Origin of the sequence: Klebsiella sp. 2680, assembly GCF_900198535.1 — a bacterium.
In the GTDB taxonomy this organism is placed as follows: Bacteria; Pseudomonadota; Gammaproteobacteria; order Enterobacterales; family Enterobacteriaceae; genus Klebsiella; species Klebsiella indica.
The window spans coordinates 1,156,990-1,175,191 of sequence record NZ_FZNJ01000002.1 but is presented as its reverse complement, the minus strand read 5'-3'; the positions used below and the strand labels follow the sequence as shown (position 1 = coordinate 1,175,191).

The following is an 18,202-nucleotide window of genomic DNA, read 5'->3' as shown; positions in this document are numbered from 1 at the left end:
AGTCATCATGATGATTAAATATGTAATGGATGCTCCATCTAGGGAACCGACTCAAAACAAAAAAGGGTCAGTGAAAGTTAAGAGAAATACGAGATATATAGATAAACTTTTGGCAATCCAGGAGTGTAGTGCTCTGGAAGCCAATGAAATTGGTTTTATTGCTCGGTTCTTAATTCAAGCAACCCTACCACACAGCAATCCAGGATTGAATGAGTGGTGCCGTAAAAATGGTAATTTAACCATGCATATGATGGCACCATCAGCAGTAGGTTTGCCTTTCGGTTGCTATGCTCGATTGCTATTAGTTTGGGTTAGTTCTCAAGCAGTTAGAAATAAGTCAAAACTGGATAAAGGATTTATTACAGAACAGGAAGCACGTAAGCTTGAATTGGGTCGCTCCCAACGGCGTTTCATGGAAGACTTAGGTCTTCGCTCAACCGGTGGAAAAAATGGTTCTATAAATCCATTTCGAGAACAGATGCGGCGATTATTTAAAACTACGGTCAGTGTTACGTTTGCAGAGTTAAATGAGGAAAGTGGATATGTTTGTGAGGATGAAATGGGAGCCAGAGTAGCGGATGTATCCCATATTTTGTGGAGTGCAAAACAACCAGAGAAAGATTTTCTATGGGAGTCTTGGGTTGAGTTGTCACCTAAATTTTTTCAACTGATAACAGATAAACCTGTCCCATTGGATATGAGAGTATTGCGTTTGATTAAGCGCTCTCCGATGGCCTTGGATATATATTGCTGGGCGACGTATCGTGTGAGTTATTTAAAGCGAGGCACAATTATCCCTTGGCTAGGTTTGATGGAGCAAATGGGTTCAAATTATTCCGATGTCAGAGACTTTAGGAGACGGTTTAACGATGGGCTTGAAAAGGTACAGCGGGCATGGCCAGGGCTAGACGCTACACCGACCGACAAAGGACTTCTTATAAAACCAGGTGCTCCTCAAGTACCTCGAAGGAAAAAATACAGAACTGAGGGATATTGAAGCGTGATGAACGTCTATCAACTTAAACTTTACAAGTGTGTATAAGCTTGGGGATGAAGAAAGTTATCCACGCATATTCTGTCACGCTTTAAAGAAAGTATTCTGCGCATGTTCTGTCGAAGTTTACGCATGTTTTGTCTCGGTATACGCATGTTCTGTCACTTGGATGGTTGTAAAATCAATTTATAACAAAGGGTTATAGAACACCCTGTAGTGTTTTCCTGTAGGTTTAACCTATATAAAAATTAACCTGTAGTTAAAGGAAAGATACTGTGGATAAGCTCGATGGGGTCAAATTCATTCCTGATTATCACTATTAGATTTTTTAGTGTAAATTTTATTGGGGTTTGTTTAGCTAAACATTAATTGCTTGTGTTTGTATTGTTGACACATGAGGTAGAGGTTTTTAAGCATATAAAATAATTGGTTAGCTGTGATTAGGAGGCTTTAGAAATTTTAGCCGCTAAAATCCGATAAATTTCCCTATGAGTTAGGTGCGATGAAATCAGTTATGGCTGAGTTTATAACCAGTGAGACGGGGTCGAGATTCACGATATACCGAAGGATTTTACCCGAGTAATCCTGCATTAATACGCCAAGAAAACACATCCTGTACACTGAAATACACATTGATGTGCACAGATATACTACGGCAACTGGAGGGCAGGATATGTAAAGTAGGCCCACCGTGAACGGTGGCCCAACTTTACCTTCCCTTATTCGCAGCTGGGCTGCTCAACGGGAATCCTGCTCTGCGAGGCTAATCGGCTACCGCCTTTTTGGAGATCGAGATGACAGAGAAACAGACACGGAAAAATTGCACGCCTATCAAGGTGTACTGTCTGCCAGAAGAAAAAATGCTCATCCAAGAAAATGCAGAAACATCTGGATTAAGTGTTGCCTGTTTTGTTCGTAGAGTTGCAATGGGTTATCAGGTTGATTCTATCGCAGATATAAAACAGGTTAATGAACTTAGCCGAGTAAACGCTGATCTTGGACGACTTGGCGGATTACTTAAATTATGGCTCGCAAATGATCCTCGAACAGTTGATTTTTCACCCACACTGATAAGAACCTTGCTTGCGAAAATAGAATCAACTCGGCAAGAACTAAGGAACATTATGGATAAAATTTTGGATAAATAAATGTGTGGTTTCCTATATACCTGCGTCTGTTAACAGACAGTGTGTTAAATATTACTGAACTGATGAAAAAGAGGTGAGCAAATGAATTTAATGTTCCGAGTGGTTTCATTACAAAGAGGGATTTTAGCCGCTAAAAAAGCTTTAATAGTTCCTTTCGTGGCGTCCGTCATCGCATTACCGGTGAAGGCCGGAATTCCCGTTATTGATGGCACAAATGTGGTTCAGACCACAATCAGCGCAGTTAACAACGTTCAGGCTGTGACTAAACAAATCCAGCAGTACCAGACGCAGCTGCAGCAGTATGAAAACATGCTGCAGAACACCGTAGCTCCTGCGGCCTATATCTGGGACCAGGCAAATTCAACAATTAATAAATTGTTGCAGGTGCAGAATACCCTTAATTACTACAAGAATCAGGCCGGGAGTCTGGATGCGTACCTGAAACGATATCAGGATGTCAACTACTACAGGACATCACCTTGCTTTAACAGCAATGTTGAATGTACCGCGTCTGAAATTAGTGCACTGCGTGAAGCTGAACAGAACAGCTCAGGGGCGCGTAAAAAGGCCAATGACGCAGTATTTAAGGTAATTGACGAACAGCAGAACACCCTGCAGAGCGATGCTGATAATCTTGCCGAATTACAAACTCAGGCAAGCGGCGCACAAGGGCAAATGGAAGCTATTCAGGCGGCAAACCAGCTTGCCAGTGCACAGACAAATCAGTTACTGCAAATCCGCTCACTTTTGGTAGCCCAACAAAACGCTGCAGCAACACTGGCACAGGCTCAGGCAGATAAAGAATCACAACAGATAGCCGCTGATGAAAAAGCGTTAGCTGGAGAGAATACACCAAGCCCGAAGCGAATTTGGTGAGGAAACGCAGAATGAAAGATAATCTTTTGATTGTATCTATTCTGATCAGTTTATTGACCATATGTTCTTGCGATAAAAATGATAAAGATTGTTTATCGACGCCAGATAATAAATTTGATGAACATAAATACGATAAATGTGCTCTACGGAGTAATAATAAACCAAGCCCTAAACGAGAATGGTAATCATGAAAATAGTAAGTAAGCTCACCTTTTTAGGTATCATACTTTTCTTTTCTATAAATGCCTATGCTGGTCAATTAGATAGTAGCGGGCTACTTGATTCTTTATTAGATAAGTTTCAACAAGTAGCCAGTACATGGACAACAGTAATTGCTGACTATGCAAATTGGCTCTTCTGGGGGCTGGTATTAATAAGTATGGTTTGGACATTTGGTATGATGGCGATGCAAGGGGAAGGGTTGACAGGCGTACTTGCTGAAATAGTTCGCTTTTTTGCCGTCATTGGTTTTTTTTACTATCTTTTAATCAATGGCCCATCCATATCTCAATCCATAATTAATTCAATGAGACAACTTGCAGCAAACGCTTTAGGAATAAGTACTGGTATTTCGCCCTCAAGCATAGTTGATATGGCGTTTGCGATATTAACAAAGGTCAGTTCAGCCGCATCAATTTGGTCGCCAATGATATCCACCATTATGATAACGGTCGCGATAATCGTTTTGGTAGTGATGTCCCTTATAGCGATAAATATGCTAATCATGTTGGTTTCTGCATGGGTGTTATGTTATGCAGGAGTTATATTGCTTGGATTTGGTGGTTCGAAATGGACCTCTGATATAGCAATTAATTACTTACGAACTGTTTTATCGATTGGCATTCAATTATTCACGATGACATTAATTATTGGGATTGGACAATCATTTTTAGATCAATATTTTTCTCTTATTAATGATGATGTTCCTGATCTTAATAGTCTTATCGTTTTGCTTTTGGCGTCAATTATCCTATTAGTATTAACGAATAAGCTACCACTGTTGTTATCAGGTGTTGTAGGAGGGGGGTCTTTACAAGGGATTGGTGGATTTGGGGCGGGTATGATTACCGGCGCTGCCGCTACTGCCATCAGCGGTGCTGGATCAATGGCAATAGGGGCATCAGCTCAACTCAGCGGCGGAGCCTCTGCATTAAAGGCAGCGTTCGAGTCTGCGCAAGCTGCCATGGCCGAAGAATCTGGTTCAGGTGGTGGAGGCAGTTCCGGTGGAGGATTTGGCGGCGGGGAAGATACCGGTTCTGTAGATACTTCTGGAGGCCAACCCTCAGGCAGTTCCGGTGGTTCGTCAGCAGGGAGCAGTTCAGTTAGCACCAGTGGAGGAAGTCAGGGGTTTGCTTCATTCTCACGAGCTGGCCGCATGGCAAGCCATATGGGAAGCAGCATGGCCAACGGAGCTGCTGAGTACCAGAAAATGAAGCGAAGTAGCAATTCTTCTCGTGTCCAACAAACTATTGGAGGGGAGTTGGCGACTCAGATACGTAAGCAGACAGCTACTCATCGGGATAACCGCGAACATGATGATTTTGCCGATGATAGCTTATCGGGTAATAATAAATCTTAAGTCACGTGCGTCAGTTAACGAGGTAGCGTGAGCTGACGATTTCACTGTGCGAACTTTACTCCTGCAATTCAAAGGAAAAACATGTCCAGGACTCCCTATACACGGTTACGCATTGAGGGCTTCCGCAAAGCAGAGGCTTCCCTGAGATTTGAAGGAATGGACCCCAGTGGTACGCCACTGTACGAGTCCATTAAGGCACGTATTATTTCAGGTGAGCTTACGTATGAGCTGGGGCGTTCAGAGATTCTTGCATACTACACAAAAGCAGATACCGCCGGGCCTGTGACAGTGGGAGAAATGTTGGCAGAGGAATTTTTGAAACCGCTGAGTATGTCTCATGATGAACTGGCGGAAGCTATTGGTGTTTGCAAGCAGGATATTGAAGATATTATCTGTGGTTTGCGTCGTCTTACGGATGATGAGGCTCGCGTTCTTGCTGACATATTTGGGACTGATGAGGATTTCTGGAGTAATCTGCAGAAGTTGCAAGATCGGAAGAAACGACGGTAGAAATAATAACTCAATGCCATGATATCTGCGCAGCCCCTCAAGTGTCATGACAGTAGTTCTTCAAGTCATAGCATCTTGAAACACCTTCGATTATCAGGTAACGATCTTATATAGTATAGGTCTTTGACTTTCATGACTTTTGGGAGCTTTAATGCATCTAATAATGCTCGATACATGTGTTTGGCTTGATATTTCCTCTAAAAAAGCTGAATTGCCAATGCTTACTGCCATCGAGCATCTGGTAGAGGATGGGAGTATCAAAATACTACTGCCCGATCTGATACGTGCCGAGTACGAACGAAATAAAGAAAGGGTGATTGAGGCTACGCGAAAACGACTCTCCAGTGAATTTCGAGTAATTAAAGGGGTAGTTGAGTCTTTTGGCGGTGAAGGTAAAGATACTGCGCTCAGGACCTTAGATGATGTTAATCACAGATTGCCTATTCTTTCCGAAGTTAATCAAAATACAGTAAATCGTGTTACCAAAATTTTTGACATGGCCCACGAAGTTATAATCTCTGATGCCGCAAAAATAAGAGCGGCAGAGCGGGCTATCGCTAAGAAGGCACCGTTCCATAAGCAGAAGAATAGTGTGGCTGATGCAATGTTAGCAGAAACTTTCCAAGAGTTTCGGCTGTCGCATATAAGTGAGTACGAAACCTTTAGATTTGTCACTCACAATGTGACGGATTTTTCCGGCAAAGACCACAGGCAGCCACACGACGATTTCGCAGATATTTTTGACGGCAACAGCTCTTTATTCTTTAACGCCACGAGCGCTGCCATCGAGGATCTGCTCGATCTTGAAGAATTTCACTATGAGAATAGCTTTGCTTGGGAGGACGAAACTCGTGGGCTTCAGGAAATCATGTCTGCGATGGACGAGCTCTTCGATAAAGTTTGGTACAACCGCCATATGAACATGATGTATCACCTAGATAATGGTGATATAGAGGTAATCCCCGCTGGCACAAAACGCCACGGCAATGATGTGATTCACGAAGATACCCTCGACCAAGCAAAAATTGCAGCTCAACGAGTCAGGGATAAATATGAAGATACTGGGCCTTGGAGCGACTTTGAATGGGGGGTGCTCAATGGGAAGCTTTCTGCCCTGCGATGGGTCTTGGGTGATGAGTGGGACATGCTCGATACGTAAGTAAGGAAGGCATTGCTGCTTATCGAATGGGCAAAAGCTACGCTGGCGAGCCGCTATCTTGGAGGATGATTACGGGAAGAGCTGCATAAAGACATTGCAATGAACCGTTTTTGAACTTAATGTGTAAAGTGTAACGTAACACTTTACATAGAGGCAGCGACCATGACTGATGATTCCCTCCCCCTTCATCCCGGTTCCTATGTTCGGAAAAACGTCCTTGATCCTCGTGGGCTCACGGTTACTGAGGTGGCGAAGTTGATCGGCGTTAGCCGCCCGGGCCTATCGAATTTTCTCAATGGGAAGGTATCTGCAACGCCCGATATGGCAGCACGTCTTGAACGTGCTTTCGGGATTTCCGCCAAGGCCATTCTCGATTTGCAGACAGAATATGACGCGCAGGGTGATAAAACGGCAGGCGCAGCTCAAAAGGCGCGTACTTACGTGCCCCCTTTTTTAAATGTCCAAGCCAACGATCTCGTAAATTGGTTCACAACGACAATTCTTGCGCGCACTAAGCTGTCGGTGCTGCTGCGAACGCTCATTCACTCCACGGGACGTGATCTTCAGAAAGTAGATTTCCCCGGTAACGACGATGCCGAGCGTGCCGGCTGGGATGGCTTCATTGAGGCCAGTTCCGGCACACCTTGGATACCTTCTGGTGCCTCTGGGTGGGAGTTCGGTGTCACCGCGGACATCAAGGCCAAGGCAGACGGGGATTTTGCAAAAAGCGTCCGGGCTATCAAGAGCGCTGAAAGGGCAAATATTACGTTTGTCTTTGTCACTCCAAGGCGGTGGCCGGGTAAGACGGCCTGGGTCGCGGATATGAAGAGCAAAAAGCTTTGGAAAGACATTCGTGCATACGACGCCAGTGATCTTGAGCAGTGGATGGAGCAATCACTCGCGGCCCAGACCTGGTTTGCGAACCAGACGGATCGTCCTTCTAATGGTGTCAGAACCTTAGAGCGTTGCTGGAGCGATTGGGCAAACGTAGCGGCCCCCGCGCTTCATCCTTCTCTTTTTACTACGGCGAATGAGGCGTGGAACGGCAAGATCAAATCCTTCCTGGCGAAAGACGATGCGAATCCCTTAGTAATAGCGGCTGACTCCGTTGAAGAGGCGCTGGCGTTTTTAAATCAAGTCTTGGCCCCCCCCGAGTTTGAACAGTATAGGGATCGGGTGTTGGTATTTGACAAGGCAGGAGTACTCCCGAAACTCGCCCAAGGCACTACCGATTTCATTGCAGTAGCCCATACGCGGGAAGTGGAGCGTGAGCTTGGGCCCTACAGCACATCGCTGCGAACCATTGTTGTTTATCCCCGCAATGCTACTAGCGTGGAGCCTCATGTCGTGTTGGAGCCGCTCGGGTTCGAGCCGTTCACTAAAGCTCTGGAAGCGATGGGAAAATCGCGCGATGACATAGCGAAACTAACTAACGCCTCGGGGCGTTCGTTGACGGTTCTTCGACGTCAACTCTCGAATATTCCGGCAATCCACACACCTGCTTGGGCTGAAGATCCAAGAATCGCATCGGGGATTGTTCCGCTTGTTCTTGTCGGCGCATGGGACGCTCAGAACAAGGCGGATCAAACTATCCTGTCCCATCTGGCTGAGGCACCTTTTGAGGTGTTGGAAAAGCGCATTCTTGATTTGTTGCGGCTCAACGATTCTCCAGTCTGGTCAATTGGTGGGTATCGGGGGGTGATTTCGAAAATCGACTCCCTCTTCGCAATTGCGGGCACGGTCTCCAAGGCTGATCTTGACCGCTTTCTTGACGTTGCGCGGACTGTACTGGGTGAAGATGATCCTGCCCTCGACTTGCCCGAGAAAGATCGTTGGGCGGCGGCCATTCATGGCAAAAGACGAGAGTTCTCGGGGGCTGTGCGAGAAGGCGTTTCCGAGACTTTGGTTTTGCTGGCTGTGTACGGCAAGAATCTCTTCGGGAAGCACCTTGGCTTTGATGGGGAATTTGAAGCCGCGAAAATCGTGCGTGATCTTCTTGTGCCTGTAACGACTAGAAAGCTAGAGGCTAATGGGCGCGACCTTCCACTTTATGCAGAAGCTGCTCCCGCCGAGTTTCTTGATATCATCGAGCGTGATCTGCGAGCAGAAAAGTCCGAAGTCATGGGCTTGCTGAGGCCTACCGATACCGGGGTTTTTGGCTCATGTCCGCGCACTGGACTGCTTTGGGCTCTCGAAGGACTTGCTTGGAATCCGACCACCTTTCCGCGGGTAGTGAAGATTCTGGGCCAGCTTTCTGAGGTAGAGATTAACGATAACTGGGCAAATAAGCCTATCGAATCGCTTGGTTCCATTCTTCGTGCATGGATGCCGCAGACGGCGGCAAACCACGAGATGCGCCTGAAGGCGGTCAGCATGCTTTTGGATAAGCACCCGGCGGTCGGGTGGAGGGTTTGCCTCCAGCAGTTCGGTGATTACGGCAGTGGCGTCGGCGGCTATAGCCATAAGCCGAAGTGGCGTCCTGACGGCTACGGGTTTGGGGAGCCTTTCAAAACATGGGGACCAATCCATGCATTCGTCAGAGAGATGGTAAAAGTCGCGCTAAGCAGGCCGTCCTACACTGTCGAGATGTTATGCGACCTTGTGTCAAGGCTGCATGCACTCGCGGCGGAGGATCAGGCGCGCGTATGGGAGATTATCGACGAGTGGCGCAACTCGGGCGCGCTTGACGAGGAAGTTGCGAAGATCCGCGAGAAAATTCGTGTGACTGTTCTCTCTCGCCGGGGGCGTAAAAAGGTCAATGAGGAAGGCCAAGCGAGCCTGACGGAGAAAGCCAAGGCAGTCTATGCGGAGTTGCAGCCCAAGGACATTGTGAATAAGTATGAATGGCTGTTTCGGCAGGGATGGGTTGAGGAGTCGGCAGACGAACTCGCAGGAGACGAGATGGACTTCCGAGCGCGTGAGCAACGCATAGAAAAGCTCCGCGTTGAAGCCCTGACAGACATTGTGCAAGAACGAGGTATTCCGGGCATTCTCGCACTCTCTGAAAAAGGAAATTCCCAACGCCAAATCGGTGCTCACCTGGTGTCCGGCATACTTACCGACGAGCAGATTGAAGATTTGATCTTGCAATGCCTGCGTCCGGCAGAAAATTATTCGGGTCGTGATGGCATTGTCGCCGGCGCGCTCTGGTCGTTGGACGAGGATAGGAGAAAGGCCATATATGCGGGCCTGCGGGATAAAGTGGTCGAAGAGGAAACGCTCCGTCTCTTGTTGCTTTCACCTTACCGGGCTTCTACGTGGGGGCTTGTAGATCAACTTTCGGCTGAAGCTCGGAGTCGTTACTGGGTTGAAGTAGTTCCACAATATGTTTTTGACTCGCCTGAGGAAAACAATGAGAGCGTTCGCCGCCTGCTTGAAGTCGAACGTCCGAGGGCAGCCTTCGCATCAATACATTTCAAGCTTGAAGAAATACACCCACCTCTCCTAGTGCAGACTCTATCTGCCATGGCGAAAAATAGTCAGGATAAAGCTGGGGAGTACCAGCTGCACGACTACGATGTGCGGCGCGCCTTCCAGCTTCTCAATCGCAACTCAGACCTCACTCTAGAGGAAAAAGCTGGACTGGAATTCGCATATTTAGAGGTTCTGGCTCGCTCTTTCCGAGGGGGAGACCAGCAGCAGATTCCAAACCTTGAGCGCTACATTGAGGAACATCCTGAACTATTCGTGCAGGCTGTAGTGTGGGCCTATAAGCGCAAGGATCGTGGCGAAGATCCCGCCGAGTTTCGCATTACAGAAGGTCGCGAGCATATGGCACAGCGCGGGTACCGCCTCCTTGAAGCCATTGAACGTATCCCTGGTCAAGATAAAGCAACTAAAGAGGAACAGCAGGAAAAGCTCGCAGAATGGGTTGCAACGGTAAGGCGGTCTTGTGCTGAACTTGACCGCGCGGAGATCGCGGACGTGTGCCTTGGAAAGCTATTCTCTAACGCACCGGCTGGCGAGGATGGCGCGTGGCCGAACGAAGCTGTTCGCGATGTGATGGAGGATCTACGGTCTGAGGACATCAGCAGCGGCGCACATACGGGTTTATACAACGCGCGCGGCGTTCATTGGCGCGGGGAAGGCGGTGGTCAGGAGCGGGAGCTTGCAGACAAGTATCGCGCCTGGGCCGACACCTTGCAATTTACGCATCCCTTCGTGGCGTCATCGTTGCTGATGTCGATGGTCAATACGTATGAGCGTGAAGCTGAGCAACACGATACTGAAGCCGGTATCCGTCGTCGGTTAAGGCATTAAAGGGGAGAATATGGCTGTGGCTTATACTTCATGGTATTCTCCATGGTATCATGATGTTGGTGATATTCATGTTTTTGATGTGTAAGGGAAATATCACTCTATTGATAATAGAGTGGGAATGATTTCCCTCAATTTTCTATGACTGATTTTAATGGCTGAATGAAACCCTCTGTTTTGCAGAGGGTTTTTTACGCCTGGTCTTCAGGGGCCAGAAGAATAGTTTTAAATCCAGCTGCGAACACATCCGTCGCGGGTAATGGCATGGAGATGCTCAAGTTTCGCTTTTTGTTGGCCAATGATGAAATCTTTTATGGCAGGTAATATGATCCTCTGCCGTTGAAAATCAAGTATTTTCAATGAGCATGGGGATAAGCGGAAAATGACCAAACAGGATATTTATCAGTCAATAATAGTTATGCGCCAGATAATTCGAGTTGCAGAACAAATTGTTCAGGCACGAATTATAACGCTGTTCATGGTGTCTGTCAGGATGAAGCTCTGGGATGAGCTGAGTTATTTCTAATGTATTGATTAACCGGTAATAAAAGATAACCACGCCATAATGGTTACTGCTGATGTCAGAGTATAGCCTACGCCTTCTCCTGCCATATAACGACGCATGGTCATATTCATATTACCTACCTGAATTTTCTCATATTTCTCTTCGTGCGTGGCCTTGATGATCGTTCGAAATGCAGCAATTCCATTGGTCAATAAAAGCGAACAGAAGGCAGCAACGGCAAAGGTTAGCATGTTATCCATGGTCATCGATTTCAAAAGGTCTGTCAGTTGAAGTTGAGAGATATTTTATTTCAGATATCGGCAGATTTCAGATTAAAATTAGCTATCAATTCCATCGTTCCAGACTTTAATGCACACAGTCGGGATAAATGTGACCATGCCGGAGAAAATAAAAGGCAAGGAATCGCACCACTGTATTCAGTCAGGAAAACGTAATGCTCTCTGTCCGGAGGCGGCATAGTCAACAATTGCCGCCTGGTGTTCGATAATGTCACCCTCACGGTCGGACACTTTGTCATCCATCATCCAGCCCGATTTTATGGTCCAGCTGTCAGTTTGTAACCGTATCTTCGGAGTACCATTCTGGTTGTACTGTATTGACGGTTTACAGTCTTCTGCCCGGTATCGCGAGGAATCAATGGCATCATTGCCGCCAGACGTGATGCGGCATCAGGACAGCTGCCCGTTTATTTTTGCGCGGGTGCTTTTGCTGGATCGGAAGGTTCAACGGTGATGGTTGATTGCTGTGATTGCTTTTTGTCCTGATGATGATACCAGGCACCGATAGAAGAGTAGACAAAGCGTCCAAAGAAGAAGATAAAGCTGATAAGCAGTACGATACGGGTCATGCGACGGTTAAATCGATGTCGTTTACGCATACTGGGTGCCTGACTCACAAAAGGTTCCTTCAAGTATACCCGGCGAATGGGCGATGTGCGTATTAAGGCACAGGAAAGCGGAAGGGTCAATTGATGAGAAGGCAAAAATCCGCTGTTCAATATATTACCAAATCTTATATAAGAGAATTGTTGTATTGACATATTTTCTGCTTATAGCGAGCAGATGCTAAAAAACAGGGCGTTATCAATATAGGCCAGGCGATTTATTGATTTATATCAATCGTCTGTCGTCGTTGATAACTAAAATCACCAGCCAGTTCCGCGTTGTTAACCCTGGTATGATTATGATGGCTGGTTAGATGCCCACCCGACTATTTTGAGGTGGGATTTAGGGATATCCGTATAACATCAATGAAGATAATTAAACTTTACAGGCAATATCGTGATAAATGGTGGGCGCTGCCGTTCGTCTTACCCGTTGTTCTGCTCCCCATGTCAAGATGGGCCAATACCACCGTATTGCTGGAGGGGAGAGACGTCTATCTTTACTATTTACCCTTGGCAATGGTACTCAGCCTGATGATGTTTTTTGGCTGGGCTTCGTTGCCAGGCATTATTCTCGGTTTGTTACTTTCCATTACGCACGGTATGACGCTGGAAAATTCCATTTGCGTCATTTTCCATTTTCTTATTCCGGCAGTTTTATGCCGGGGCGGATACCATATTTTTGTGCCACGCAGGCAGCAAATTTCACTTTGTCACCCAGGAGCAATGCCTCAGCGGCTTTTCTGGCAGGTGTTTATGCCATCTGGTATCTTTCTTATTCTCTGGCAACTCGCTGAGTGTCTTGGTATTCAGCCGCAGGCGATGCACCTGATGGAGATAAACCCTTTAAGTTTGCATTCGCTCATCACGTTTCAGGCTTTGATGGTGGGGTGTTTAACCGGGGGAATATTGTGTTATTTTTTAATTCGTATCATCCGGCATCCACCGTATATCCGCGGGGTTATTTCTCAAATCAGGTTGCAAAGTGATCCGAAAGTAACGTTCCCGGAGATCTTTTTATGGGCTGCGGCGCTATGCATGTTATTCATTCTACTATTAATGCCGTTAAGTCGTGCGAGTACTATTCTTAATACATATTATACGTTGTCATGGCTTATGCTGGTCATACTATGGGGGGCAATACGCTTCGGCTGTTACGTTATTTCGTTAATTTGGTTGCCAGTTCTCATTGTTCTTATTCACTTTCATTATCAATACCTGCCGTTATCTCTGACTTATAATAACCAATTGGCTATAACTTCTTCCAGCTATCTGGTGTTCTCTTTTATTATTATTTATATGTCGATGCTGGCGACGCGACAACGAACAATTTGCTCGCACAGGCGGCGGATGGCTTTACTGGATCGGACGATTAACTTGCCTAATTTGCGCGCATTGAGCCGCGAACTCAATTACACACCCCGGTCGGTACTGTGCCTTTTACGTATTCCGGGGCTGGAAATACTGGGGCATCATTACGGCATTCTGCTGCCCGTTCAGTACAAACAGCAACTGGCCGGGGTGCTCAGCAAGTTATTACAGCCGGGGGAAGATATCTATCAAATGACCGGGCATGGGCTGGCGATCCGCCTCAACAGCGAAGGTCATCATCAACGAATCCCCTTGTTATATGAGCGGATTCAAACGTTTCGCTTTGTCTGGAATGATATGCCATTACAACCACCAGTGGGAGTGAGCTATTGCAGCGTCAACTCTCCGGTGAGCCGTCTGCATTTGCTGCTTGGTGAACTCAACAGCGTGACCGATCTCTCGCTGGCTACCGGGGAGCCGGAAAATTTACAGCGCAGTGGCGCGATCAATTTGCAGCAGCAGCTAAAAAATAAAATCACAATGATGAATCAACTGATGAAAGCGCTGGAACAGGATCGATTTCTGCTGATGGCCCAGCCGATAGTTGGTATCCGCGGCGACAGTTATCATGAAGTCCTGCTCAGGGTGCGGAATGACAATGATGAGATCATTATGCCGGAGACTTTTTTGCCGGTAGCAGAGGAATTGGGTCTCTCAGCGCGTATTGATAGCTGGGTTCTGGAGCGTACTCTGGCATTTATGGACAGGCAGCGTAATACTCTGCCGGGAATACGCCTGATCATGAATGTTTCGCCTTTTTCCGTGAACAATAGCCACTTTCATCGGCAGGTGAAAATGCTGCTGATCCGCTACGATATTGAGCCCTGGCAGCTTATTTTTGCATTGACTGAAAACCATTTTCGGGGCAGCCCGGAACGGGCGCGGAATACGCAGGCGCACTTGCAGGAGATGGGCTGTCGCGTAGTGATGGATGAGTTTGGCCGCGGTTATTCCAGCGACGCGCAACTGAAAATGATCAATGCGGATCTGGTGAAAATTGACGGTGGTTTTATTCGTAATCTACTGAGCAGTAGTCTTATCTATCAGACCGTCGCATCCATTTGCCTTGTTGCGCGAATGCACAATATGCAGGTGGTGGCCGATTATGTCGACACGCCAGAAATTCGTCAGGCGGTAATTTCGCTGGGGATTGACTATATGCAGGGTGATGATATTGGCAAGCCTGTCCCGCTTGAGAAGCTGGTGATGCCTGCTGATAGCGATGGGCCGGGGGGCGGCCCATCGGGGATGACTTAACCCTCGGCGTCAGGTTTTTCTTCGCTGATCTTCAGCAACCAGTCCGGAACGCCTTGCCAGTATTCCTGCTCTTTCTCCAGATCGAGCAGTACCAGCGCATTCTGGCTGAACCAGTCATGGGGGAACACCAGCGTCCAGTGGTTGGCTTCGGTTTTTAGCGTGAGGGTCGGCGGCGTTGTCGTCGCCTGACGCTGGTTATTCAGCAGGACGCCAAGGCGCAGAAGCTGAATCAAAGGCAAAAACTGCTTTTTCTTAAACAGCGTAAAACGCGGCAAATCATCCAGCTTAATGGCTTTCCGATGGTAGCGGACCAGCGTCGCCATCAGCATTTGCTGTTCCTGATTAAAGCCCGGCAGATCACTGTTTTGCAGGATATAAGCCGAGTGGCGATGCATTCCGCTGTGATTAATATTTAAGCCGACTTCATGTAGCATGGTTGCCCATTTCAGCAGCGCCTCCAGATGCGGATTAGCCAGCTTAGGATTTTGCTCCTGCCACTGCTCAAACATATGGGTGGTTGTCTCCAGTACCCGCCGCGCCTGCTCACGATCGATATTGTACTGGTTGGCCAGACTTTGTGCGGTGCGGCTACGAATGTCCTGATGACGGAACCGGCCCTCCATCTCGTACAGCACGCCTTCGCGCAGCGCGCCATCGGACAAACGCAGCTCTTTAATCGCCAGCGCGTCGAATACGCCGCAGAGAATTGCCAGGCCGGGAGCAAACACGGCCTTACGATCTTCCGATAATCCCGGCAGGTTCAGCGAGTCGTAATTTTTGTATTTCAATAGCTCATCAACCAGCATTTCGAGGCGTTCCGGGGTAATAACGCCATCTTTCTCGCCCATCGCCACCAGCACTTCATGCGCGGCTTTGATGGTGCCGGATGCGCCGAGGGCGACGTTCCAGCCCTGAATACGGAACTGCCAGGCCAGCGTTTCCAGCTTTTGCACGGCTGACAGGCGCGCGCGCTGGAAATTTGCTTTACTGATAACGCCGCCAGGAAAATAAACCTGGGAGAAGCTCACGCAGCCCATCCGGCGGCTTTCCACCAGACGGGGTTCAAAATCTTCGCCGATGACCAGTTCGGTAGAACCGCCGCCGATATCAATAACCAGCTTACGGCCTCGCTCCGGTTGCGTATGCTCCACGCCCATAAAAATCAGACGCGCTTCTTCGTTGCCGGGGATAATTTCAATCGGATAGGGGATGACCTGCTCGGCGCGCTTGAGAAATTCCGCCGCGTTGGTTGCCTGGCGTAGCGTATGAGTACCGACAATGCAGACGCTTGAGGGATCGAACCCCTGCAAGCGCTCGGCAAACAGCGACAGACAGTTCAGCCCGCGTTTGATGGCCTCTTCGCTGAGGAGAGAATTTTCATCCAGACCGTCAGCCAGATGTACACGCTGCTTCAGACGACCGATGATCTGCATTGCTCCGTCGACGACACGGGCGATCACCATATGAAAACTGTTCGAACCGAGGTCGACCGCAGCAAACTCTTGTGGCCGGGGGGCATTTTCGTTTATTGGCATAGGTTAATCGGGCTGTTCAAGTGATTTGAGGTAGTCGTATATCGCCATCTGTGCGCGAACTTTACGGCGGTTGCCGCGCGGCACGTAGCGATTACTCAGTTCTTTATCAAGATAGCGCGCTTTTACCGTATCGCTGAACAGAATATCTAAAATATCCAGCACGCGCTGTTTGAGTCGGGGATCCAGCAGCGGCGTGGCGACTTCGATACGATAGTCGATATTGCGCGTCATCCAGTCCGCGGACGATAACCAGACCTGCTTATCGCCGCCGTTTTCGAAGCTATAGATCCGATCATGCTCAAGGAAGCGGTCAACGATGCTGATCACGCGAATATTGTCACTGATGCCTTCCAGACCGGGGATCAGCGAGCACATGCCGCGAATCAACAGGTTCACCGGGACGCCGGAACTTGAGGCCGCGTACAGACGATCCACCAGCCCCTTATCAACCAGGTTGTTCAGCTTCAGCGTAATGCCTGATGGCCGGCTATTCTGCGCGTTAGCAATTTCACGGTCGATCATTTCATACAGCAGTCGGCGCGAGTTTTGCGGTGATACCAGCAAATAGTCGAAGCTTACCGGGCGATAGGGGTTTTCGATAAAGTTAAACACCCGACGAACTTCATTGGTGATCCGCGCATCGGCGGTGAGCAATGAATAGTCGGTGTAGAGACGGGCGGTTTTTTCGTTGAAGTTGCCGGTACCGATATGCGCATAACGGACGACTTCATCCCCTTCTTTACGGGAAACGAGAAACAGCTTGGCGTGGATCTTCAACCCTGGCGCGGAGAAGATAACGTGCACGCCGGCTTCGGTCAGACGTTTGGCCCAGTGAATGTTGGCTTCTTCATCAAAACGCGCCTGCAGTTCCACAACTACGGTTACTTTTTTACCGTTGTGGGCGGCGTGGATCATCGAATCAATAATTCGCGAATCTTTAGCGACACGATAGATGTTGATTTTGATAGCCAGCACGCTCGGGTCGAAAGAGGCCTGACGCAGCAGTTCCAGCACGTGCTCGAAGGTGTGGTACGGATAGTAGAGCAGCACATCGCGTTCGCGAATCGCATCAAAGCCGTTGCGGAACTTATCGAACCACAGATGGCGCAGGCGCGGCATCGGCTTGTTAACCAGGTTGGCTTTGCCAACATTCGGGAAACTAATAAAATCTTTAAAGTTGTGGTAGCGTCCGCCCGGCAGCATCGAGTCGTAGTTGGAGATAGAGAGCTTATCGCGCAGCATTTCGACCATCGCGTCAGGCATATCGCGCTGATAGACGAAGCGCACCGGTTCGGCGGTCAGACGCTGTTTCAGACTGGAGGACATCAGCTCCATCAGGCTCGATTCCATCTCGTGCACCAGGTCGTATTCGGCATCACGCGTCATTTTCATTGAGTAGGCGTTGAGCGTGTCGTAATCAAAGAAGCCCTTAAAGATATCATCGAGGCAATAGCGCAGAATATTATCTAAAAGAATCATTGGCTTACGGCGACGTGGCGCTTCCGGCGGAAGGTTCACAAAACGGGGTACCTTGTCTGACGGAATCTCCAGCAGCGCGTAATTGATCGTTTCTCCGCGGATGATCTCAACGGCCAGATAGGTGTAATCATCCTTCAGAAACTGTACCAGATCCGTTTCGTGGTTGATCAGGATTGGCGAGATATGCTGGCGAAGGTAGACCTTGAAGTAGTTACGCAGCCATGACTGCTGATTAACCGAAAGCTGACGCTCGTTAATCAGGAAAATCTGGTTACGCGCCATTTCCAGTAACAGCTCGTTATATAAACTGTCAAACTCCTGATCGGCCTTCAATACGCGCGTCTGAATTTTACCCAGCAGGTGGCGAGAGTGGGCGGTAATACCTTGTTCTTCACTAATGATGATGCGCCGCTTCAGCTCGGCAAAACGGACTTTATAAAATTCATCGAGATTGTTGGAGTAAATGCCTAAAAAGCGCATGCGCTCGATCAGCGGATTGCTTTTGTCCGCCGCTTCCTGAAGTACACGCTCGTTAAAGGACAACCAGCTGAGTTCTTTTTCGATGTATAGCTTTTCCTGGCCCATTACAACTCACACTCCGTTTAACTCACAGGACGTAGACTATTAT

12 protein-coding genes are annotated in these 18,202 nt (G+C 48.1%); 8 read left to right on the top strand and 4 right to left on the bottom strand.

Features of this window, described 5'->3' with window-relative positions; all coding sequences use genetic code 11:
• Nucleotides 1–7 precede the first annotated feature (7 nt).
• From FN037_RS12785 to FN037_RS12755, 7 genes are all read left to right on the top strand, one after another.
• Entirely contained in the window at nt 8–997 is a 990-nt protein-coding gene (locus FN037_RS12785) for a replication protein RepA (RefSeq protein ID WP_142502383.1), read from the top strand.
• A 791-nt stretch (nt 998–1,788) separates the two neighbouring features.
• Nucleotides 1,789–2,142, top strand: coding sequence for a conjugal transfer transcriptional regulator TraJ (traJ, locus tag FN037_RS12780; RefSeq protein ID WP_142502382.1), 354 nt, complete (start codon nt 1,789–1,791; stop codon nt 2,140–2,142).
• A gap of 81 nt (nt 2,143–2,223) precedes the next feature.
• A complete protein-coding gene (trbJ, locus tag FN037_RS12775) occupies nt 2,224–3,018 on the top strand; it encodes a P-type conjugative transfer protein TrbJ (RefSeq protein WP_142502381.1) in 795 nt (264 codons plus the stop codon).
• A 187-nt stretch (nt 3,019–3,205) separates the two neighbouring features.
• On the top strand, nt 3,206–4,597 hold the full coding sequence (gene trbL / locus FN037_RS12770) for a P-type conjugative transfer protein TrbL (protein WP_142502380.1): 1,392 nt from the start codon (nt 3,206–3,208) through the stop codon (nt 4,595–4,597).
• A gap of 81 nt (nt 4,598–4,678) precedes the next feature.
• Nucleotides 4,679–5,107, top strand: a complete 429-nt coding sequence (locus FN037_RS12765; protein ID WP_142502379.1) for a HigA family addiction module antitoxin — start codon at nt 4,679–4,681, stop codon at nt 5,105–5,107.
• Between the two features lie 151 nt (nt 5,108–5,258).
• Nucleotides 5,259–6,266: a PIN domain-containing protein gene (locus tag FN037_RS12760; protein WP_012135940.1), complete on the top strand. Its 1,008-nt coding sequence runs from the start codon at nt 5,259–5,261 to the stop codon at nt 6,264–6,266.
• Nucleotides 6,267–6,428: 162 nt separating this feature from the next.
• Nucleotides 6,429–10,526 carry a HigA family addiction module antitoxin gene (locus tag FN037_RS12755; protein ID WP_142502378.1) on the top strand — a complete coding sequence of 1,366 codons (4,098 nt, stop codon included), beginning with the start codon at nt 6,429–6,431 and terminating at the stop codon, nt 10,524–10,526.
• 531 nt (nt 10,527–11,057) lie between these two features.
• Here FN037_RS12755 and FN037_RS12750 read toward each other — a convergent pair.
• Both FN037_RS12750 and FN037_RS12745 read right to left on the bottom strand, forming a co-directional pair.
• Nucleotides 11,058–11,279, bottom strand: a complete 222-nt coding sequence (locus tag FN037_RS12750; protein ID WP_142502377.1) for a hypothetical protein — start codon at nt 11,277–11,279, stop codon at nt 11,058–11,060.
• 455 nt (nt 11,280–11,734) lie between these two features.
• Entirely contained in the window at nt 11,735–11,926 is a 192-nt protein-coding gene (locus tag FN037_RS12745; RefSeq protein WP_185929266.1) for a YfgG family protein, read from the bottom strand.
• 372 nt (nt 11,927–12,298) lie between these two features.
• Between FN037_RS12745 and FN037_RS12740 the strand changes: the two genes are divergently transcribed.
• Nucleotides 12,299–14,560, top strand: coding sequence for an EAL domain-containing protein (locus tag FN037_RS12740; protein ID WP_142502375.1), 2,262 nt, complete (start codon nt 12,299–12,301; stop codon nt 14,558–14,560).
• Here the strand turns inward: FN037_RS12740 and ppx are convergent.
• Entirely contained in the window at nt 14,557–16,095 is a 1,539-nt protein-coding gene (ppx, locus tag FN037_RS12735) for an exopolyphosphatase (protein WP_138361068.1), read from the bottom strand. The two genes, FN037_RS12740 and ppx, sit on opposite strands and share 4 nt — an antisense overlap.
• A gap of 3 nt (nt 16,096–16,098) precedes the next feature.
• A complete protein-coding gene (ppk1, locus tag FN037_RS12730; RefSeq protein WP_138361069.1) occupies nt 16,099–18,159 on the bottom strand; it encodes a polyphosphate kinase 1 in 2,061 nt (686 codons plus the stop codon).
• Nucleotides 18,160–18,202: the final 43 nt, after the last annotated feature.